The sequence below is a fragment of the Lentzea sp. NPDC102401 genome, from assembly GCF_044765805.1.
In the GTDB taxonomy this organism is placed as follows: Bacteria; Actinomycetota; Actinomycetes; order Mycobacteriales; family Pseudonocardiaceae; genus Lentzea; species Lentzea sokolovensis.
On the sequence record NZ_JBIWKS010000001.1, the window covers coordinates 187,711 to 206,906 of the forward strand.

Below are 19,196 nucleotides of genomic sequence, written 5' to 3' on the forward strand. Positions count from 1 at the left end.
TGACTGGACGGCATGGACCAGGCCCGCTGGCAGACGTACTGGGATCGCAAGTCGGCGAACTACGACGCCGAGATCGGTGTTCTGGACCGCCGGGTCTTCGGCGACTCGCGCCAGTGGGCCTGCTCCCAGGCCTCCGGTGAGGTGCTGGAGGTCGCCGTCGGCACCGGCCTCAACCTGCCGCACTACCCCGCCGGCACCACGGTGACCGGCCTGGACCTGAGCGAGCAGATGCTCGGCCTCGCCCGCACCCGTGCCGCTGACCTGGGCCTGGAGGTGACGTTGCGGCAGGGCACCGCGCACGCCCTGCCGTTCGGCGACGGCTCGTTCGACACGGTCGTGTGCACGCTGGGCCTGTGCGCGATCCCCGACCACGAGACCGCGGTGGCCGAGATGGTGCGGGTGCTGCGACCGGGTGGACGGCTGATCCTGCTCGACCACGTCGCCAGCACGTCCCGGCTCGCGCGAGGCGTGCAGTGGCTGGTGGAACGGATCACGGTGCCGATGGCGGGCGAACACTTCCTGCGCCGTCCGTTGCACCTGGTCGAGGCCCGCGGCCTGATCGTCGAGCAACGGCAGCGCTTCAAGCTCGGCGTGGTGGAACGGCTCGTCGCCCGCAAACCGGTCAGCAGCAGTGGTGGCCCCGCCACGCCTCCCGGCCTTCTTTGACCGCCACGACGGCGATCACCAGCGCCGCCAGCGGGTCGGCCCACCACCAGCCGAACAGGCTGTTGACCACGAGTCCGACCAGCAGCACCGCCGACAGGTAGGTGCACAACAGCGTCTGCTTCGAGTCCGCCACCGCGCTCGCCGACCCGAGTTCGCGCCCGGCCCTGCGCTGAGCGTAGGACAGGCCGGGCATGACCAGCAACGAGACCGCGGCCAGCACGATGCCGACCGCCGAGTGCTCCGCCCGTTCCCCCTGCAGCAACGACAGCGCGGACTCGACCGTCACGTACGCCGCCAGCGCGAAGAACGACACCGCGATCACCCTGAGCGCCGCCCGTTCGCGGCTCTCGGGATCGCGCCCGGCGAACTGCCAGGCCACGGCGGTCGCCGACACGACCTCGATGATCGAGTCCAGCCCGAACCCGATCAGCGCCGTCGAGCCCGCCACCGTGCCCGCCACGAGCGCGATGACCGCCTCGACGACGTTGTAGGTGATCGTGGCGGCGACGAACATCCGGACCCGGCGGCGCAGCACGAGCTTGCGTTCGTCCACGGCGGGTGCGCAGCAGGTGTCACTCATCGACGCAGTCCGGTCCGGGCTCGACGGCCAGCACGACGTCCACGAGTTCGCTGATCGCGCGCTTGAGGTGCTGGTCCGCGAGTTCGTAGCGCACCTGCCGGCCCTGGTAGGTCGCGACGACCAGGCCGCACCCGCGCAGGCAGGAGAGGTGGTTGGAGACGTTCGACCTGGTCAGCTCCAGCTTCTCGGCGAGTTGCGCGGGATAGCCGGGGCCGTCGAGCAGGGCGATCAGGATGCGACACCTGGTCGGGTCCGCCAGTGCGCGGCCCAGCCGGGCGAGGGCCGCCTCCCGCGTCTCACACGTCAGCATGGGCGGAACAGTACAGCGCTGGCTGTAGTACAGCCAGCGCTGAATAGTTGTTCAGGGACGGACGCGGTCGGTCGCACAGCCGACGAGGAGCATCACCAGGACGGCCGCGAGCGCGTGGTCGCCACTGAGCGCGCAGATGCACGCGAGTGTGAGCCAGAGCACAAGCCTCATGGACCGAGGTTAGGGACCGTACGACGGAGATCGCATCTCATTTGGGCAAGGCTTGATGGTCGCTTAGGCAAAACTGAGTCCGTGACGACGCGAGAGTTCTGGGACGAGCACGCCGCGACGTTCGACGACGAGCCTGACCACGGACTTCGTGACCCACGGGTGCGCGACGCCTGGGCCCGCCTTCTCCTGCCGTTCGTCCCCGCGGAGTCGTCCGTGGCGGATCTCGGTTGCGGCACCGGCAGCCTGTCGGTCCTGCTCGCCGAGGCGGGCCACGACGTGCACGGCCTGGACCTGTCCGAGGAGATGGTCAAGGCCGCCCGAGCCAAGGCGTCAGGCGTGTCCGCCAGCTTCACCGCGGGCGACGCGGCTCGTCCGCCGTACCCCGAGGCGTCGTTCGACGTCGTGCTGGCGCGGCACGTGCTGTGGGCGTTGCCGGATCCGGCGGCGGCGCTGCGGGAATGGGTGTCGTTGCTCCAGCCGGACGGCGTTCTCCTGCTGGTGGAGGGCCACTGGTCGACCGGAGCCGGACTGACCGCCGCGCAGACCCGTTCGCTGGTGCTCGGGGTCCGCACGGAGGCCGTGGTCACCCCGCTGACCAGCGAGGACCTGTGGGGACGGTCGATCGACGACGAGCGCTACCTGCTGGTCAGCCGGCGGTAGTCAGGCCGTCGAGCAGCAGCCGGAGCGCGAACTCGAACCGCTCGTGCCCCTCGCCGGAGTTCAGCGTGTCCACGTGCTCGACGACGTGCGGGAAGCGGCTCACCGGCAGCATCCGCAGGCGTGCGAGCATCTCGGCCCGGTCCGGCTGCCCGCCGCGCAACGACGACTCGTACGTGTAGCCGCTCACGTACAGGAGCACGGCGTCGATCGCCCAGGCCGCTGACCGCGGTGACACGCCACCGGCCAGGAAGATCCCGAGCAGGCCCTCGGTGATCCGGAGCGTGTCGAGGTTGGCGGGCGGGGCGGACAACGCGGCCCTCGCGATCCCGGGATAACGCAGGAACTGGTCGCGCAGCTGACCGCAGACGTCGAGGACCTGCTCGCGCCACCGTTCCGCGTCGGGAGCGGGCACCGACACGTTCCTGCTGAGCGTCCCGATGAGCAGGTCGTCGAGGTCGGCCTTGTTGCGCACGTGCGCGTAGAGCGAGGCGGGCCCGGTCTGCAGCGCGGCGGCGACGCGGCGCATGGTCAGCGCGTCGAAACCCTCGGCCTCGACCAGCGTCAACGCTGTGGTGACGATGCGGCCGACCGTGATCGGTTCCTTGCGCGCCGGGACGGGTTCCTGCTCCAGCTCGGCGATCTGGGTCGCCCACTCCTCGCGGGACTTGCGGTTCATGTGACCAGCCTACCAGTTGACTCGAACAGTGTTCGTCAGTAGAACAGTGTTCGTGACTACCTACGATCTCACGCAGCCCGGACTGCGCTCACCTCGATCCCTGCGGGAAGCGTGGATCGCCCTCGCCGGGCTCTCCGCGGTGTTCCTGTTCGAGATGCTCGACAACTCGATCCTCACCGTCGCCCTGCCCACGATCGGCCGCGACCTGCACGCCTCGACGACCGCGCTGCAGTGGGTGTCGAACTCCTACGCGGTCGTGTTCGGCGGCCTGATGCTGGTGTTCGGCGCCGTGGCGGACCGCGTCGGCCGCCGCCGCGTGATGCTCGCCGGACTGGCGCTTCTAGGGGTGGCGAGCCTCGCGACCCTGTTCGTCACGTCCGTGAGCGGGCTTATCACCGTGCGTTCAGTGATGGGCATCGCCGCCGCCATGACCACGCCGGGCTCGATCGCGCTGGCGTTCCGCCTGTTCCAGGCCGACGACCTCCGCGTCCGCGCGATGACCCTCATCTCGACCGTGGGCCTCGTCGGCCTGGCGATCGGCCCGCCGCTCGGTGGTTTCCTGCTCGCCGTCGCGCCCTGGCAGGCGTTGCTGCTGATCAACGTCCCGATCGCGGTGCTCGCGTTCATCGGCATCGGCCGCGGCATCCAGGCCGACACGGACCTGCACCGCGGTCCCGCCGACTACCTCGGCGGCCTGCTCGGCACCGCGACCATCGCACTCGCGCTGGTGGTGCCGACGCTCTTCGTAGAAGGCTCGTGGCTGGCGTGGGCCGCCACAGCACTGACCGTCGTGACCGCTGTCCTGTTCGTGGTTCGCGCGCGCACGGCCAGCCATCCGTTGCTGGACCTCAAGCTCGTCGCCCACCCGTTGGTCGCCAGCGGCCTCGCGTACAAGGCCGCGACCGGACTGGCGGCGGCCGGTCTCACCTACCTCGTGACGCTCCAACTCCAGCTCGACTGGGGCTGGTCCCCCGCACTCGCCGCCGCCGGCATGCTGCCGCAGGTCGCCGTCCTCATCGCTGCGGGCCCGCTGGTCAACCGCTTCGTGCGCTGGGCGGGCCTCGACCGGGCCGCGTGGCTCGGCGCGCTCTGCGTCGTCGCCGGACTGGCCGTCTACGCGCTGCTCGGCCGCCTCGGCTACGCACCGGTCGCCGTCGCCCTGGTGCTGGTCGCCATCGGCATCCGCGTGGTCGGCGCCGTCGCGGGCGTCAACGTCCTCAAGGGCCTGCCCGAGAACCGGACCTCGATCGGCGCCGCCCTCGTCGACACCGCGTCCCAGGTCACCTCGGCCGCGGGCGTCGCCGTCAGCGGCACGGTGCTGGCGGTGCTGTTCGCCGGCGGCATCGCACAGCCGGGCTGGACGAGCGTGCAGACCGCGCAGTTCGAAAGCGCTGTCACGATCGGCGGCCTCGCACTCACCGCGATGGCCGGTGCCCTCGTCGGCTGGGCGTACCTCCGGGCGCGTCGCGCGCACTAGGCCGAATTACTCCGGAAAGTTCTTGCAGCGCTATGCCCGGTGTGCCTGCGGGTGCTACGACCTTCAATGAACCCTGCAGCAAGGAGACAACGTGGTTTCCTCGGCTTCGCGCACCCTTCTAGCGGTGCTGCTGATCGTCGGACTGTCCACACCGGTGCAAAGTCTTGCGGCGCCACCGGGCGCCAAGGACGTCACCGTCACCCTGTTCCAATGGCCGTTCGCCCGCGTGGCAACGGAATGCACGAACGTTCTCGGCCCCAAGGGCTACGGCTACGTCGAGGTCTCCCCCGCGACCGAGCACGTCCAGGGTCCGCAGTGGTGGACCAGCTACCAGCCCGTCAGCTACCGGATCGCGGGCAGGCTCGGCGACGAGACCGCGTTCCGGAACATGGTCAGCACCTGCCACAACGCGGGTGTGAAGGTCATCGCGGACGCGGTGATCAACCACATGAGCGCCGGATCCGGCACGGGCACCGGCGGTTCCGGCTATTCGAAGTACAACTATCCCGGCTTCTACAGCGACTGGGACTTCCACGGGTGCCGCTCGGCGATCAACAACTACCAGGACCGTTACAACGTCCAGAACTGCGAGCTCGTCAACCTGTCCGATCTGGACACCGGCAGCGACTACGTGCGCGGGACGATCGCCGCGTACCTGAACCGGTTGATCGGTATGGGCGTGGACGGGTTCCGCGTCGACGCGGCCAAGCACATCGCGGCCGCGGACCTCGCCGCGATCAAGGGGAAGCTGAGCAACCCCAACGTGTTCTGGGTGCACGAGGTGATCTACGGCGCGGGCGAGGCAGTGCAGCCCGGCGAGTACACGGGCTCCGGTGACGTGGACGAGTTCCGCTACGCCTACGACGTCAAGCGGATCTTCCAGAACGAGAACCTGGCCTACCTGAAGACGTTCGGGCAGTCGTGGGGCTTCCTGCCGAGTGGGCAGGCACGGCCGTTCGTCGACAACTGGGACACCGAACGCAACGGGTCCACGCTGACGTACAAGGACGGGTCGACCTACACGCTCGCGAACGTCTTCATGCTGGCGTGGAACTACGGTGCGCCGCAGGTGTATTCGGGCTACGAGTTCACCGACAAGGACGCGGGCCCGCCCGGCAACTCGCTCTGCTACAGCGGCTGGAAGTGCCAGCACGCGTGGACGCAGGTCGCGAACATGGTGGCGTTCCGCAACACCGTCGCAGGCACCGACGTGAACAACTGGCAGGACAACGGGTTCGACATGATCGCGTTCGGCCGCGGCAACAAGGGTTTCGTCGCGATCAACCGCGAGACCTTCGCGGTGAACCGCACGTTCCAGACCGCGTTGCCCGCCGGGAGTTACTGCAACGTCCAGGAGAACGGCTGTGTCCGCGTGACCGTCGACTCGCAAGGCAGGTTCACGACGACGCTCGGCGCGGGAACCGCGCTCGCGTTGCACGTCAACGCACGCTAGGAGATCACCGGCTGTCCACCACGCGAAGTGGTGGACAGCCGGGAGTCTCATCAGGCGGTGTGCAGCCTCAGGCCGTAGACGCTGAGGATCTCGTTGATCGGCTGGAACCACGTGCGGCCGCCGCTGGAGCAGTTGCCGTAGCCACCGGACGTGACGCCCTGGGCCTGGTCACCGGTGATGAACGAACCACCGGAGTCACCACCCTCGGCGCACACCGAGGTGCCGACCATCTGGTAGACCGCGCCCTGCTGGTAGTTCACGGTCTCGTTGCGGCCCTGGATCACGCCGCAGTGCCAGTGCGTCGTCGAACCGGAGCGGCACACGGAGGTACCGACCGGCGCCTCCCACGAGCCGCGCACCAGCGCGTCGCTCACGGTGCCCCAGCCGAGCACGACGGGCACGGTCCACCAGCCACCGCCGGTGCGAACCCAGGCGTAGTCGTTGCCGGGGAACGACGAACCGGCGAAGTTGCCCTGGTAGGAGCGGTCCCAGCCGTAGACGGCCGCGCCGTTGCCGCCGCAGTGGCCCGCGGTGACGTAGCCGCCGTGCACGGAGAAGCCGATGGAGCAGCGGACGTTGCCGGTGTAGTACGGGTCGCCGCCGACCGTGCCCGCGGCGAACGTCTGCGGCTGTTGGACGCCCTCGGTGCGCACGGTGATGGCGCCGAACTGACGTGCCTTGTCCAGGAAGGAGGCCACCTCAGCGGTCTGCTTGCCCGCCTCGACGCTCACCACGACGGTGCCGGTGCGCGCGTCGGGACGCCAGCTCGCGACCGCGGACGGCACCGAGCCGGTCGCGGACAGGGCGTCGAGGCGGTTCTTGTGGGCCGCCATCGAGTTCGCCGAACGGCCGACGACAACGGCTTCGGCACCGGTGGCCTCGACCTTGCGGGCGACGGAGGGGTCCGTCACCGCGACGACCAGGCGGTTCTTCGTCTCGTCGAACCAGCTGCCGGCGAGTGCGGCACCGGCCTCGCCTTCGGCGCGCGGGACGAGGACCGACGCGCGTTGTTCCTTCTCCAGACGCAGGCGCGCCTGGCTCTCGGTCAGCCCGAACGCCGAGCTCATCGCGGTGAGCAGGCCGGGTGACATCTCCTTCTCCGACGCCTGGGCCGGAACGGTGAACGTGGACCCGACCAGCACGAGTGCCAGCGCGGGCACGATTCTGGGCATGGTGAAGCGCATGCTCTTCTCCTTGTCCGTGCAGGGATCGCCACCCGCCCCGTTGCGAATGGCGACGAACATGAGAGCGCTCTCACCGTGCAGCAGGCAGACCTCGGTGGTCAACAGGTGACACCGGAACTGTCCTGCCCGATTCCTGCCCGGATGGGCCGAATTGGGCGTCACTCCATGACGACGACCTGCCGGACGGCCTCCCCGGAGGCGAGCTTCGCGAACCCGTCGTTGATCTCGTCCAGCCCCAGCCGCCCGGACAACAGGCCGTCGACCGGTAGCCGTCCCGCGCGGTAGAGGTCGACGAACCGCGGTACGTCCCGACGCGGCACGCACGAGCCGAGGTAGCTGCCTTTGAGCGTGCGTTCCTCGGCGACCAGGTTCAGCGCGGGCAGAGACACGGTGCGGTCAGGGTGCGGCAGGCCGACGGTGACCGTGGTGCCGCCGACGGCCGTGGCGGCGTAGGCCTGTTCGAGCACCGCGGCGACGCCGGTCGTGTCGATGACCTTGTCCGCGCCACCACCGGTCAGGTCGCGCACGTGGGCGACGACGTCCGGGCCGCCCGCGGCTTCGTGCGTCGCGCCGAGCGTGAGGGCGAGTTTGCGCTTGTGCTCGACCACGTCCACCGCGATGACCTGCGTGGCACCCGCCGTCACGGCCGCGAGCACGGCCGCCAGGCCGACGCCGCCGAGCCCGAACACCGCGACCCGGTCCCCCGGTTTCACCTCGGCGCTGTAGAACGCGGCTCCCGCACCGGTCAGCACCGCGCACCCGAACAGGGCGGCGATGTCGAACGGCAGGTCGTCCGGCACTCGGGTGGCCGACCTGTCGGAGATCACCGTGTACTCGGCGAACCCGGACACGCCCAGGTGGTGGTGCGGACGCGTGCCGTCCGGGAGCGTCCAGCGCCGCTGTCCGCTGAGCAGCGTGCCGTCGCGGTTCGCCGCGGCTCCCGGTTCGCACAACGCCTGACGGCCCGACGCGCAACGGCGGCACGCACCGCACGCGGGCACGAACGACAGCACGACGTGGTCGCCCGGCGCGAACTCGGCGTTCGGACCCGCCTCCACGACCTCGCCCGCCGCCTCGTGGCCGAGCACCATCGGCAGCGGCCGGATGCGCGAGCCGTCGATCACGGACAGGTCGGAGTGGCACAGCCCGGTGGCGTGCACGCGCACCAGCACTTCACCGGGACCGGGCGGGTCGAGTTCGAGCTCCACGATCTCGAGCGGCCCGCCGACTCCGGTCAGCACCGCGCCTCGCGTCTTCACGCCACCACCAGACCTTCCATCGCCGTGCGCAGGTGCGCGGGAATCTCCACCGGTTTGCGCGTCGCCCGATCCACGAAGACGTGCACGAAGTGGCCGTCCGCCACGACGTCCTCGCGTCCCTCGAAGAAGAACCCGACCTCGTAGCGCACGCTCGACCGGCCGAGGTGCCCGACGCGCAGCCCGGCGTCCAGCGCCTCCGGGAACGCCACCGAGGCGCGGTAGTTGCAGTGGGACTCCACGCAGAGCCCGATCTGCTGCCCGGCCTGGATGTCCAGCCCGGCGCCGATGAGCCACGTGTTGATCACCGTGTCCATGAACGCGTAGTGGACGACGTTGTTCACGTGGCCGTAGACGTCGTTGTCCGCCCATCGGGTCGGAATCCGCTGCCAGTGCCGGTACTGCTCGCGCACACAACCTCCAAGATCAATCGAGTCTCCTGGTGAGCTCGACCCTCGACCGCACGCCGAGCCGCGCGAAGATGTTGCGCAGGTGGTGTTCGACGGTGCGGTGGCTCAGGAACAACCGCGCGGCGACCTCGCGGTTCGTGGCGCCCTCTGCGACCAGCCTGGCGATCTGCGCCTGCTGCGGCGTCAGGCCGGGGTGGTCTCTGGGCTCGCTCGTGGAGTCGCCGGCCGCGCGCAGTTCGGCGCGGGCCCGTTCGACCCAGTGATCAGCCTGGTAGGACTGGAAGATGCGCACGGCGTCGCGAAGATGTTCGCGCGCCGCCTTGGGCTTGCGCCCGCGCCGCAACCGGTTCCCGTACAGCAGCTCGGTCTTGGCGAGTTCCAGTGCGGTGCCGCTGGCGCGGTGCAGCCGGATGGCCTCCTCGAAGTGCTCGTCGGCCGTTCCGGTCTCCAGCAGGCCGTGGCAGCGGTGCGAGAGCGCCATGCGGGCCGTGCTTCCCGTCGCGCCGGCCCACTTCTCGAACGGCTGGAGCGCTTTGTCCGCCGTGGACGGCTTGCCGCACGCCACAGCGGCCTCGACCACGTGCGGTGCGGCCATGACCTTGATGCCGGCGTGGCCTGGCTGCAGCCGCAACCGGTCCAGCGCGTCGGCGGGCCGGTCGCGGGCCAGGTCGACGCAGGCGAACGCCCACGCGCCGAACGTGCCGGGCCGGGTGAGTCCGCGCTGGGTGATGTGCTCGGTGGCGATGTCGATGCGGTCCAGCGCCGTGTCCGCGTCACCTCGGAGCGCCGCCAGCAGCGCGAGGATCGTCAGGTGGTCGACCACGGCGTTGTGCTGCCCGATCGCCGTCGCCGCGTGCACGCCCTCGGTGGCCGCCGTCAGCGCCGCCGCGTGCTGGTCCAGCAGCAACGCCGACAACGCCCGGTACACCAGCGCCCACGGCACCAGCGCGACGAACCCGCTCTCCCGCGCCGCCGTCACCGCACTGGTGGCCATCTCGTGCGACCGGGTGGCGTCCCCGAGCACGTAGGCTGCCTGGCTCGCCCAGATCCGCGCCTGCGGTCCGGGGACCTGATCGGCGAGGTCGACGACGGTGCGCAGCGCGGGCAACGCCTCGTCGTGCCGTCCGTCGAACGTCGCCAGCATGCCGGTGAGGTGGTCGAGCGTGAGCCGGGTGCCGGGTGCCTCGTCGTCGCGGCGGATCTCCCGCGCGAACTCGGCGACCGCGGTGTAGCGGCGGTGGTCCCCGGCGATGCTCGCTGCCTCACCGGCGAACCCCAGCGCGGCCACCGCGAGTGCGCGACGGGTGCTGACCAGGCCTTTCGCGGCGCGCACCAGACGGTCCGCCGCCACGTCCGGGAGGCTCTCACCCAGGTCGATGCCACCGACGACCAGGTCCATCAGCGCCCTGAGTTCCGGGGTGTGGGTCATCCGGACCGCCGTGCGCAGCACGGCCCGCGACCGGTGCGGCGCTCCGTGCGCCCAGTGGTCGGCGGCGGCCTTGAGCAGGCGGTCCGCCTTCTTCTCGGGGTCGGTCGTCAGCCGGGCCGCGCGGTCGTGGTCGCGGGCGGCGGTGGCGAAGTCGCCACACAGGCGGGCGTGCTCGGCGTGGGTGGTGAGGACGTCGGCGAGTCCGGTGTCCTGCGTCGTGACCGCCTGGTGCCACGTGCGCCGGGCACCGGGCGGCAAGGTCTCCGCGAGCTGGGCGTGAGCTCTGCGCCGCAGCGGCAGCGGCACGTCCACCTGGAGCGCGGATCGGACCAGCCTGCGCGGGTCGACCAACGGGCCAGCCTCGATCACCGCGTCCAGGTCGAGTGCCTCGGCGTCGATCTCCTCGTCCACCACAGCCAGCGCGACGACGTGCTGTGCCTGGGGCGAGAGAGCGTCGAACCGGGCTCGCCATCTCAGCCGCAGTGAGCTGTTCTCCGGCAGCATCTCCGGCGCCGGTGCGATGCCTCCGAGCTGCGCGGACGTGAGCGAGCCCGCCAGCTCGACCAGCGCCAGCGGGTTCCCGCAGGCGAGGTCGGCGAGGTCCGCGGCGAGGGTGGCGGGCAGGCCGGGCACCAGGTCGTGCAGCACCCGCAGGCTCGTCGCCGGGTCCAGCGGGTCGAGCGTGACGCTGGGCAATCCGCACGCCTCGCCCTCAGTCGCAATGAGCAGTGCGGCCCTCGTACCGACGACGTCCCGTGCGAGCTGAACGAGGTCGTCGTCGAGTTCGCGGACGTCCACGCACAACAACGCGTCGTAGGTCTGCCGCACGGCGTCGAGCAGCGCCGTCTTGCCTGAACCTGCTTCTCCGCGCAGCACGAGCACCCCGCCGCGCCCAACGCGCGCACGGTCCACCAACGCGTCCACGGCGACGCGCTGCCGCTCTCGGCCACGCAGCATCGGACCAGTCTTACGGCGGTAGCGGCTCCTCCGGAAGAGGTAGGCGCCAAATTCACCTACCACCGTTAGTTTTGCCACCGAAGTTGTTCGTCGAGACCGGTGGTTGCACCGATGCGGACCCGGCGGCCGGGGCAGCAGGGTCGAGGTCGTTCCTCCCCTGTTCCCTGCCGAATGAGGTGTACAGCGCTGTGCAACTCCGCACCCTGATTCCCATCGCACTCTCCCTGGTGCTCGTCACGGGCACTGAAGCCCGAGCGGCGGACAACCCGTTCGAACGCGGCCCCGCGCCGACCAACTCGAGCATCGAGGCGACACGCGGCTCGTTCGCCGTGTCGGAGACCTCGGTGTCGTCACTGGTGGGCGGCTTCGGTGGCGGCACGATCTACTACCCGACCAGCACCTCCGCCGGCACGTTCGGCGCCGTGGTCATCTCCCCCGGCTACACCGGCACGCAGTCGAGCATCTCGTGGCTCGGCCCGCGCCTGGCCTCGCAGGGCTTCGTGATCTTCACGATCGACACGAACACGATCTACGACCAGCCCGACAGCCGCGCGTCCCAGCTCCTGGCGGCACTCGACTACCTCACCCAGCAGAGTTCCGTCCGCACCCGGATCGACTCCTCGCGCCTCGGCGTCATGGGCCACTCGATGGGCGGTGGCGGAACCCTGCGCGCGGCCAGCCAGCGCCCGGCCCTGCAAGCGGCGATCCCGCTGACCGCCTGGCACACCACGAAGAACTGGTCGACCGTCCGCGTCCCGACCCTGGTCGTCGGCGCCGAAAGCGACTCGGTCGCCCCGGTCGCGTCGCACTCCGAACCGTTCTACACGTCACTGCCGTCCACTTTGGACAAGGCGTACCTGGAACTCAACAACGCCTCGCACTTCGCACCCAACTCGTCCAACACGACGATCGCGAAGTACAGCATCTCGTGGCTCAAGCGGTTCATCGACAACGACACCCGCTACGAGCAGTTCCTCTGCCCGGCGCCGGGACGCAGCACGCTGATCGAGGAGTACCGGGACACGTGCCCGCACTCCTGATCCTCTGAACACGGGTCGCGGCGCCAACCCGAGCGCGGGGCGCCGCGACCCGATCCAGCGTTCACCTCCACGGGTTCGAAGCCCAGGGCCTGGATCTTCACCGTCCACCGGCCCGCGCGTCCCGAGGATCTTCAGGCCTTCCGGCAGGTGGAGGCTCCCGTTGTAGCTGTCCTGGGCGGGGCCCCTCGCCCGGAACTCGCCGATCACCCTGATGCGGTCACCCACCGTCGAGCCGACCTGGAGCACCTGTCCGGACCTCCCGCAGGAAACAGGTGCTAATTAGCGCGTCTTCCTGGTCGTCTTGCGGAGTTTGCCGCGCAGTGCGCGAAGGGCGACCGGCCCGAGGTCGTCGACCACCTCGATGAGCACGGCCAGCCGGTCGAGCGCGTCCAGAGCCGCCATGGCCCCGTCCGGATCGACGCCCTCGTATAGCTCCAGACCGATGAAGCCGGCGCTCACCGCGCGGGCGAGACCCGCCGTGTCGATCAACTCGGACACCGGCGAGCCGGTCAGCAACCTGGTCAGGGCGCGCTCGATCGGGATGATCCACAGCTGTAGCGACGCCGCGGTGGCCTCGGCGAGCTTGGGGTCGGTCTGGGCGCCCGCCAGCAACTGGGCGAGCACCATGACGTTGCCCTGGGCGCTCTCCTCGGTGTGCAGGGCGCGGCCGAGCGAGAGGAGCTGTCGCAGGTCGGTGATCTGCTCGAGACGTTCGGCGAACAGTTCGACCCTGGCCTGTGTGGCGGCGAGGCACGCGGCCTGGAGCAGGTCGTGGACGGTGCCGAAGTGGTAGAAGACCAGCGCCTGGTTGACCTCGGCGGTGGCCGCGATGCTCCGCGCCGTGGTGCCGGTCAGGCCGTGCGTGCGGATGGTCTCGATCGCGCCGTCGATCAGGCGTTGTCGGGTGTCGGCCACGGCATCACCGTAGAGGCCCCCGCAGACGTCGGCGCAGCGCCTCGGCGATCCCGTGCCCGTCCCCGGGATCGAGCGCGGCGAAGATCACCGCCTGCACGGACGCCACGAAGAGATCCCGGTTCTCCCCCGTGTCGTCACCGGCACCGGCGACCTGCTGCGCGAAACCCGACGTCTGCGCGGACACCATGAGGCTGAGCTTCCGCGCCGTGACGCCCGGCCGGAACCGCACGTCCAGCAGCCGCAGGCCCTCCTCGTACACCGGGATCCAGCGCGTGGAGTACGCGTCCAGCATCTCCCGATAAGCCTTCGTGGCAATGGACTGCCACTTGGCGTCGATCGTCAGCGAGAGCTGGAACAGCCAGTACCTGGCCAGCCGGCCGCGCATCCGCAGGTCGTGGGTGGCGATCTTCGCGATGAGGTCGGTGAGGTCCAGCCTGCCGTCGCGCACCTTCGGCAGTTCGGCCAGCGCGCGGCGCGGACCGTAGTCGAGGAAGTTGCTCCAGCGCGGTGCCGTGCACGTGTACTTGATGAGGCACATGAAGAAGTTCGCCATGCCTCCAGACCCCGGCCAGCGATCGCGGAACGCGCCCTCACCGACGTGGGCGACGTCGGACAGTTCGGCGGCGACCCGGGAGGCACGGCGCACCACGATCTCCCGCGTCAGCCGGGCGCCCGCGAGTTCGTCACGACTGCGCGAGTTGCGGCCGGACAACTGGTCGTCGATCTCCTGGAGCCCGCCTTCGAGGAACACCATCGTCGTGACGTAGGCCGACCGGCGTGGATTGCGCGGATCGGCGAGGCTGGAACGGGAAATGTGCTCCCCGAACACTTCCGGCCAGTCGACTTCGTCGTTGAAGCGCACAGGACCCCCTGGAGATCACCTCATTGCAGCACAGGGCCCGGACCACCGGCAACGCTCTCCTCGGACCCTCCTGAACAGGAGGATGACGCGCGCCACCTCAGGCCTCATCGTGAAACCACGGGGAAAACGAGTGAAAGGAGACTCCGATGCAGATAACGGTGGAGACCTCGTTGTTGTCGGTGCGCCTGATCGAGATGCTGCTGGTCGTGCTGGCGGCCGCGGTGTGCGGAGGACGCCGTCGTCCTCGACCTCCGCGGTGAAGCGGAACACCGGGACGATCAGAAGTTTCATGGTGATGAACTCGGGGACCGCCTATTCTGTTCACGAGTGTGACCAGCGGATATTTCCCGCTCACGCTCGTTGATCGATTCGATTGGCGGTGACCTGGCCATTCGATTGATTCGACCGCGAACATCGACCGCACTCACATATTCTCGACGTTTGACCTCAGCCGGAGAATGCCCATAACATCCGACCGGAAACCGCCGCGCATTCCGAACGGAAACCCCTTTCTCTCAGCGTTGAGAAGTGGAGTCCTCATGGGCATTTCACAACAGCTCGCGCGACGCCGTGTTCGCGCCGGGCTCGTCTCGGGCGGTGCCGTCGTCGCACTGGTCACCGTGCTCGCCGCGTGGCCCGGCATCGCCGCGAACGCGAACGCCGCGGGCACCTACGTGCTGAAGAACGCCGGCAGCGGCCAGTGCCTCGACGCGGGAACGAGCCCGTCGAGCGGAACGCAGCTGCGGCAACAGGCGTGCGCCGGCCAGGAGTGGGTGCTGACCGAGGTCAGCGGCGGGGTCCGGATCACCGCCGGCGGCCTGTGCGTCGGCGTGCGCGACGCGTCGACCAGCGCGGGCAAGCCGGTCCAACTAGAGGCGTGCACCGGCGCTACGAGCCAGGTCTGGGCGCTGACCCCGAACGGCAGCGACCACCGCCTGGTCAACGCCAACGGCGGCAAGTGCCTGAACGTCAAGGACAACGCCACCACGCCGGGCGCGTTGATCCAGACCAACTCCTGCGACGGCACCGCCACCAAGCAGTGGACGCTCGCACCGAACGGCGGTCCGACCAGCACGACGACTTCGACAACCACCACCACGACGACCGGCACGCCACCCGCCAACGCGTTGTACGTGTCGCCGACCGGTCGTGACGACGCCTCCGGCACGATCTCCGACCCGACCACGCTGACGTCCGCGCTCCCCCGCGTGGCCGCGGGCGGCACGATCTTCCTGCGCGGTGGCACGTACAGCTTCTCGCAGACCGTGACGATCCCGCCCACCAACAACGGCACCGCGAGCGCCCGCAAGAAGCTGGCGGCCTACCAGGGCGAGAAGCCGGTGCTGAACTTCTCGGCGCAGACCGAGGACCCGGCCAACCGCGGCCTGGCCGTGAACGGCTCGTACTGGCACGTGCAGGGTGTCGTCGTCGAACGCGCCGGGGACAACGGCATCTTCGTCGGCGGCAGCTACAACATCTTCGAACGCACGATCACCCGGTTCAACCGCGACACCGGCCTGCAGCTCTCCCGGATGCTGTCCAGCACCCCGAAGGACCAGTGGCCGTCCCACAACCTCATCCTCAGCGCGGAGTCGCACGACAACGCGGACTCCGACGGCGAGGACGCCGACGGGTTCGCAGCCAAGCTCACCTCCGGACCCGGCAACGTGTTCCGCTACTCGGTGGCGCACAACAACATCGACGACGGGTGGGACCTCTACACCAAGTCCGACACCGGCCCGATCGGCGCCGTCACCATCGAGGACTCGCTGGCCTACAAGAACGGCACGCTGAGCAACGGCGGCCAGGCCGGCAACGGCGACCGCAACGGCTTCAAGCTGGGCGGCGAGGACATCGGCGTGAACCACGCGATCACCCGCACGATCGCCTACGACAACGGCAAACACGGCTTCACCTACAACCGCAACCTCGGTTCCATGACCGTGTCGAGCAACCTGAGCATCGACAACGACGAACGCAACTTCTCGTTCGACGCGGGCAGTTCGGTGTTCCGCACCAACACCTCCTGCCGCAGCGGCAGCGGGAGCAACGACAAGGTCGTCGGCAACTCCGACTCCTCCAACCAGTTCTGGGCGGGCACCAACGGCTCCCGCTGCTCCGCCTACACCGGAGCCCTCGGCTGGTCCTTCGCCTCCGACGGCAGGCTCGTCGTCACCCTCGGCGGAAAGCCCGTCGCGTTCTGACCACATCGTCGAATCCTCGTCGAACGGCCTTCGACGAGGATTCGACGACAGACGCGTTGTTATCGCTCACTTCACGCGCGAACCGTGAGCAGCATTGCCATGAGACACAGCTGTGTCACATAGTGTTAACGCTAACCGCCCGGAGCCTCCAATGACGCAAGGAGCCGGCCCATGCGTTTCGCAGTCGTCGCCGCACTCGTCGCCGGTGTCCTCGTCCCTGGTCCGGCGGCATCGGCCGCCGGTCCCGTGCCGCACTACGTGATGACCGCGTTCACGAACAGCAGCGAGTCGAACATGTACGTCTACGACTCGGCGAACGCGACCAGCTTCACCCAGGTCAAAGCCAACGCCTACACGCCGCCGTCGGGACTGATCCGCGACCCCAGCGTCATCCGGCACACCGACGGCTACTACTACCTCGTCCACACGACGAACTGGACGGGCGACACCATCGGCTTCGCCCGCAGCGCGGACTACGTGAACTGGACGTTCCTGCGCAACGTCCGGGTAGGACTCAACGGGGCCACCGGCAGCACGTGGGCGCCGGAGTGGTTCAAGGACTCCGACGGCAGCGTGCACGTGGTCTTCTCCGCGTCCACGGCCGGAACGGCGGGACAGTTCCGCCCCTACCGGATCAGCGCGACGAACAACGATCTCTCGGCGTGGAGCAGCCCGGTCGCGCTCGGCATCCCGGCGAACTTCATCGACAGCTTCCTGGTCAAGGTCGGCGGCACCTACCACAACTTCCTCAAGAACGAGACGACGAAGTACATCGAGCACGCCACCGCCACGTCGCTGAACGGGCCGTGGACCTTCGTCGGCACGGGCAACTGGGCGGGCTGGGGCTCAGGACTCGAAGGGCCCGCGCTCGTGCGGCTGCCCGACGGCCGGTGGCGGATCTACTTCGACCAGTACGGCCAGCGGCGGTACTTCTACGCCGACAGCACGAATCTCAGCAGCTTCGGCGCCAAGACCGAACTGGCCGGGTTGTCCGGCACCGCGCGGCACTTCACGGTGCTGCGGGAGGACTCCGGCGACGGCACCGCGGTGGCGACGGGCGCCCGGTCGTTACGCTCGGCCAACTTCCCCGACCGGTACGTCCGGCACCGCGACAACCTCGCGTACGTCGATCCGGTGAGCTCGTCGAGCACGCAGCCAGTGCGCCAGGACGCGACGTTCACGGTCGTGGCCGGTCTGGCGAACGCGGGCTGCTACTCGTTCCGGTCGGTGAACTTCCCGGACCGCTACCTGCGGCACTACGACTTCCGCGTCCGGCTGGACACCGACAGCGGTGACGCGGTGTTCGCCCGCGACGCCACCTTCTGCGGCCGGGCCGGTCTCGCGGGCGGCGGGAGCACGTCGTTCGAGTCCTACTCCCACCCCGGCCGGTACCTGCGTCACCAGAACTACGCACTGCGCGTCGACTGGCGCACCTCCGACTCGGCGTTCGCCGGTGACGCGTCCTTCACCGTCACCGCGCCACTGGCCTGAAAGGACAGTCTATGAAGACGGTTCTCCTCCGCCTGGCCGTGCTGGTGCTCGCCGCCGTCACCTGCGTCGCCGGAATGCCCGTGCCCCAGGCTGGTGCGACGCCCGCGGTGCGGTACACCAACCCGATCGCGGAACGGCGTGCCGACCCGCACGTCTTCAAGCACACCGACGGCTTCTACTACTTCACCGCGACCGTTCCGGAGTACGACCGGATCGTGTTGCGCCGCGCGACCACGATCCAGGGACTGGCCTCGGCGCAGGAGACGGTGATCTGGCGCAAGCACTCCAGCGGTGAGATGGCCGCCCACATCTGGGCGCCGGAGATCCACTTCATCAACGGGAAGTGGTACGTCTACTTCGCGGCGGGCCGCAGCGACGACATCTGGCGCATCCGCATGTACGTGCTGGAGAGTTCGAGCGCCAACCCGTTGAGCGGACCCTGGACCGAGCGCGGCCGCATCACGACCCCGTGGGACACCTTCTCGCTGGACGCCTCGACGTTCGTGCACAACGGCGTGCGGTACCTGACCTGGGCACAGCAGGAACCGGGAATCGCCACGAACTCCAACGTCTACCTCGCCCGCATGGGCACGAACCCGTGGACGATCACCGGCACGGTGACCCGGCTGGTGGTGCCGTCGCTCGCCTGGGAGACCCGCGGGTACAAGGTGGCCGAAGGTCCGGCGGTCCTGCAGCGCAACGGAAAGGTGTTCCTGACCTACTCGGCCAGCGCCACCGACGCGAACTACTGCCTCGGCCTGCTGACCGCCTCGGCGTCGGCAGACCTGCTGAACGCGGCGTCGTGGACCAAGAGCGCCAGTCCGGTGTTCACCAGCAACGACGCGACCGGTCAGTACGGGCCCGGACACAACTCGTTCACGGTGTCCGAGGACGGCACCAGCGACGTGCTGGTCTACCACGACCGCAACTACCGCGACATCAGCGGCGACCCGCTCAACGACCCGAACCGCCGCACCCGCGTGCAGAAGGTCTACTACAAAGCCGACGGCACACCGGATCTCGGCATCCCGGTCCCCGACGGGCCTACCCCGGTCAGGCTCAGGTCCTATGCCGCCGCCGACCGCTTCGTGCGGCACTGGGAGTACCGCGCACGCCTGGAAGCCGGCGTGGCCCCGTTGGCCGACTCCCAGTTCAAACTCGTGACGGGACTGGCCGGCTCCGGCGCGGTGTCGCTCGAGTCGACCAACTTCCCGGGCTACTACCTGCGGCACCGCGACAACGAGCTGTGGGTCGAGCGAAGTGACGGCAGCACGCTGTTCCGCAACGACGCCAGCTTCCTGCAACGCGCGGGGCTGGCGTCCGCGTCGGCGGTGTCGTTCGAGTCGGTGAACTTCCCCGGCCGCCACATCCGCGTCAGCAACGGACTGCTGTACCTGCAGGCGGTCAGCGACGCGCAGGGACGGTCGGACGCGACGTTCGTGCTGGAGTGACATG

The 19,196-nt window shown here is 69.3% G+C and carries 17 protein-coding genes; 8 read left to right on the forward strand and 9 right to left on the reverse strand.

Going from position 1 to position 19,196, the window contains the following annotated elements; genetic code table 11:
* The first annotated feature begins 12 nt into the window (after window positions 1–12).
* Window positions 13–666, forward strand: a complete 654-nt coding sequence (locus tag ACIRG5_RS00940; protein ID WP_402898179.1) for a methyltransferase domain-containing protein — start codon at window positions 13–15, stop codon at window positions 664–666.
* On the opposite strand, the gene ACIRG5_RS00945 is transcribed toward ACIRG5_RS00940, so the two are convergent.
* The gene (locus tag ACIRG5_RS00945) at window positions 623–1,246 is read right to left on the reverse strand and encodes a cation transporter (protein WP_402898182.1); all 624 of its coding nucleotides are present in this window, start codon (window positions 1,244–1,246) and stop codon (window positions 623–625) included. The two genes, ACIRG5_RS00940 and ACIRG5_RS00945, sit on opposite strands and share 44 nt — an antisense overlap.
* The gene (locus tag ACIRG5_RS00950; RefSeq protein ID WP_319974273.1) at window positions 1,239–1,556 is read right to left on the reverse strand and encodes a metalloregulator ArsR/SmtB family transcription factor; all 318 of its coding nucleotides are present in this window, start codon (window positions 1,554–1,556) and stop codon (window positions 1,239–1,241) included. Before ACIRG5_RS00950 ends, ACIRG5_RS00945 begins: the two co-directional genes overlap by 8 nt.
* A gap of 252 nt (window positions 1,557–1,808) precedes the next feature.
* Here ACIRG5_RS00950 and ACIRG5_RS00955 point away from each other — a divergent pair, with 252 nt between their 5' ends.
* The gene (locus ACIRG5_RS00955; RefSeq protein ID WP_402898185.1) at window positions 1,809–2,387 is read left to right on the forward strand and encodes a class I SAM-dependent methyltransferase; all 579 of its coding nucleotides are present in this window, start codon (window positions 1,809–1,811) and stop codon (window positions 2,385–2,387) included.
* Here the strand turns inward: ACIRG5_RS00955 and ACIRG5_RS00960 are convergent.
* Window positions 2,374–3,063, reverse strand: a complete 690-nt coding sequence (locus ACIRG5_RS00960) for a TetR/AcrR family transcriptional regulator (protein WP_402898188.1) — start codon at window positions 3,061–3,063, stop codon at window positions 2,374–2,376. The two genes, ACIRG5_RS00955 and ACIRG5_RS00960, sit on opposite strands and share 14 nt — an antisense overlap.
* 52 nt (window positions 3,064–3,115) lie before the next feature.
* Here ACIRG5_RS00960 and ACIRG5_RS00965 point away from each other — a divergent pair, with 52 nt between their 5' ends.
* Together ACIRG5_RS00965 and ACIRG5_RS00970 are read left to right on the forward strand one after the other, a co-directional pair.
* Window positions 3,116–4,540, forward strand: coding sequence for an MFS transporter (locus tag ACIRG5_RS00965; RefSeq protein WP_402898191.1), 1,425 nt, complete (start codon window positions 3,116–3,118; stop codon window positions 4,538–4,540).
* A 91-nt stretch (window positions 4,541–4,631) separates the two neighbouring features.
* On the forward strand, window positions 4,632–5,993 hold the full coding sequence (locus ACIRG5_RS00970; protein ID WP_402898194.1) for an alpha-amylase family protein: 1,362 nt from the start codon (window positions 4,632–4,634) through the stop codon (window positions 5,991–5,993).
* A 50-nt stretch (window positions 5,994–6,043) separates the two neighbouring features.
* Here ACIRG5_RS00970 and ACIRG5_RS00975 read toward each other — a convergent pair whose 3' ends face one another.
* The 4 genes from ACIRG5_RS00975 to ACIRG5_RS00990 all read right to left on the reverse strand — a co-directional run bounded on the left by ACIRG5_RS00975 (window position 6,044) and on the right by ACIRG5_RS00990 (window position 11,229).
* Window positions 6,044–7,165: a S1 family peptidase gene (locus ACIRG5_RS00975; RefSeq protein ID WP_402900822.1), complete on the reverse strand. Its 1,122-nt coding sequence runs from the start codon at window positions 7,163–7,165 to the stop codon at window positions 6,044–6,046.
* Window positions 7,166–7,335: 170 nt separating this feature from the next.
* Window positions 7,336–8,436: a zinc-binding dehydrogenase gene (locus tag ACIRG5_RS00980; protein ID WP_402898197.1), complete on the reverse strand. Its 1,101-nt coding sequence runs from the start codon at window positions 8,434–8,436 to the stop codon at window positions 7,336–7,338.
* Window positions 8,433–8,846 carry an acyl-CoA thioesterase gene (locus ACIRG5_RS00985; RefSeq protein WP_402898200.1) on the reverse strand — a complete coding sequence of 138 codons (414 nt, stop codon included), beginning with the start codon at window positions 8,844–8,846 and terminating at the stop codon, window positions 8,433–8,435. Before ACIRG5_RS00985 ends, ACIRG5_RS00980 begins: the two co-directional genes overlap by 4 nt.
* Before the next feature lie 13 nt (window positions 8,847–8,859).
* Window positions 8,860–11,229: a LuxR C-terminal-related transcriptional regulator gene (locus tag ACIRG5_RS00990; RefSeq protein WP_402898203.1), complete on the reverse strand. Its 2,370-nt coding sequence runs from the start codon at window positions 11,227–11,229 to the stop codon at window positions 8,860–8,862.
* 188 nt (window positions 11,230–11,417) lie between these two features.
* On the opposite strand from ACIRG5_RS00990, the gene ACIRG5_RS00995 reads away from it, so the two are divergent.
* A complete protein-coding gene (locus tag ACIRG5_RS00995) occupies window positions 11,418–12,269 on the forward strand; it encodes an alpha/beta hydrolase family protein (protein ID WP_402898206.1) in 852 nt (283 codons plus the stop codon).
* A 279-nt stretch (window positions 12,270–12,548) separates the two neighbouring features.
* Here ACIRG5_RS00995 and ACIRG5_RS01000 read toward each other — a convergent pair whose 3' ends face one another.
* Together ACIRG5_RS01000 and ACIRG5_RS01005 are read right to left on the reverse strand one after the other, a co-directional pair.
* Window positions 12,549–13,184 (reverse strand): TetR/AcrR family transcriptional regulator, encoded by a 636-nt coding sequence (locus ACIRG5_RS01000; protein ID WP_402898208.1) that lies wholly within the window; start codon window positions 13,182–13,184, stop codon window positions 12,549–12,551.
* Window positions 13,185–13,188: 4 nt separating this feature from the next.
* A complete protein-coding gene (locus ACIRG5_RS01005) occupies window positions 13,189–14,046 on the reverse strand; it encodes a hypothetical protein (protein ID WP_402898211.1) in 858 nt (285 codons plus the stop codon).
* Between the two features lie 539 nt (window positions 14,047–14,585).
* On the opposite strand from ACIRG5_RS01005, the gene ACIRG5_RS01010 reads away from it, so the two are divergent.
* From ACIRG5_RS01010 to ACIRG5_RS01020, 3 genes are all read left to right on the forward strand, one after another.
* Complete coding sequence (locus ACIRG5_RS01010) at window positions 14,586–16,250, forward strand: RICIN domain-containing protein (protein ID WP_402898214.1); 1,665 nt, start codon at window positions 14,586–14,588, stop codon at window positions 16,248–16,250.
* Window positions 16,251–16,421: 171 nt separating this feature from the next.
* Window positions 16,422–17,741: a glycoside hydrolase family 43 protein gene (locus ACIRG5_RS01015; protein WP_402898216.1), complete on the forward strand. Its 1,320-nt coding sequence runs from the start codon at window positions 16,422–16,424 to the stop codon at window positions 17,739–17,741.
* A gap of 11 nt (window positions 17,742–17,752) precedes the next feature.
* A complete protein-coding gene (locus tag ACIRG5_RS01020; RefSeq protein ID WP_402898219.1) occupies window positions 17,753–19,192 on the forward strand; it encodes a family 43 glycosylhydrolase in 1,440 nt (479 codons plus the stop codon).
* Window positions 19,193–19,196: the final 4 nt, after the last annotated feature.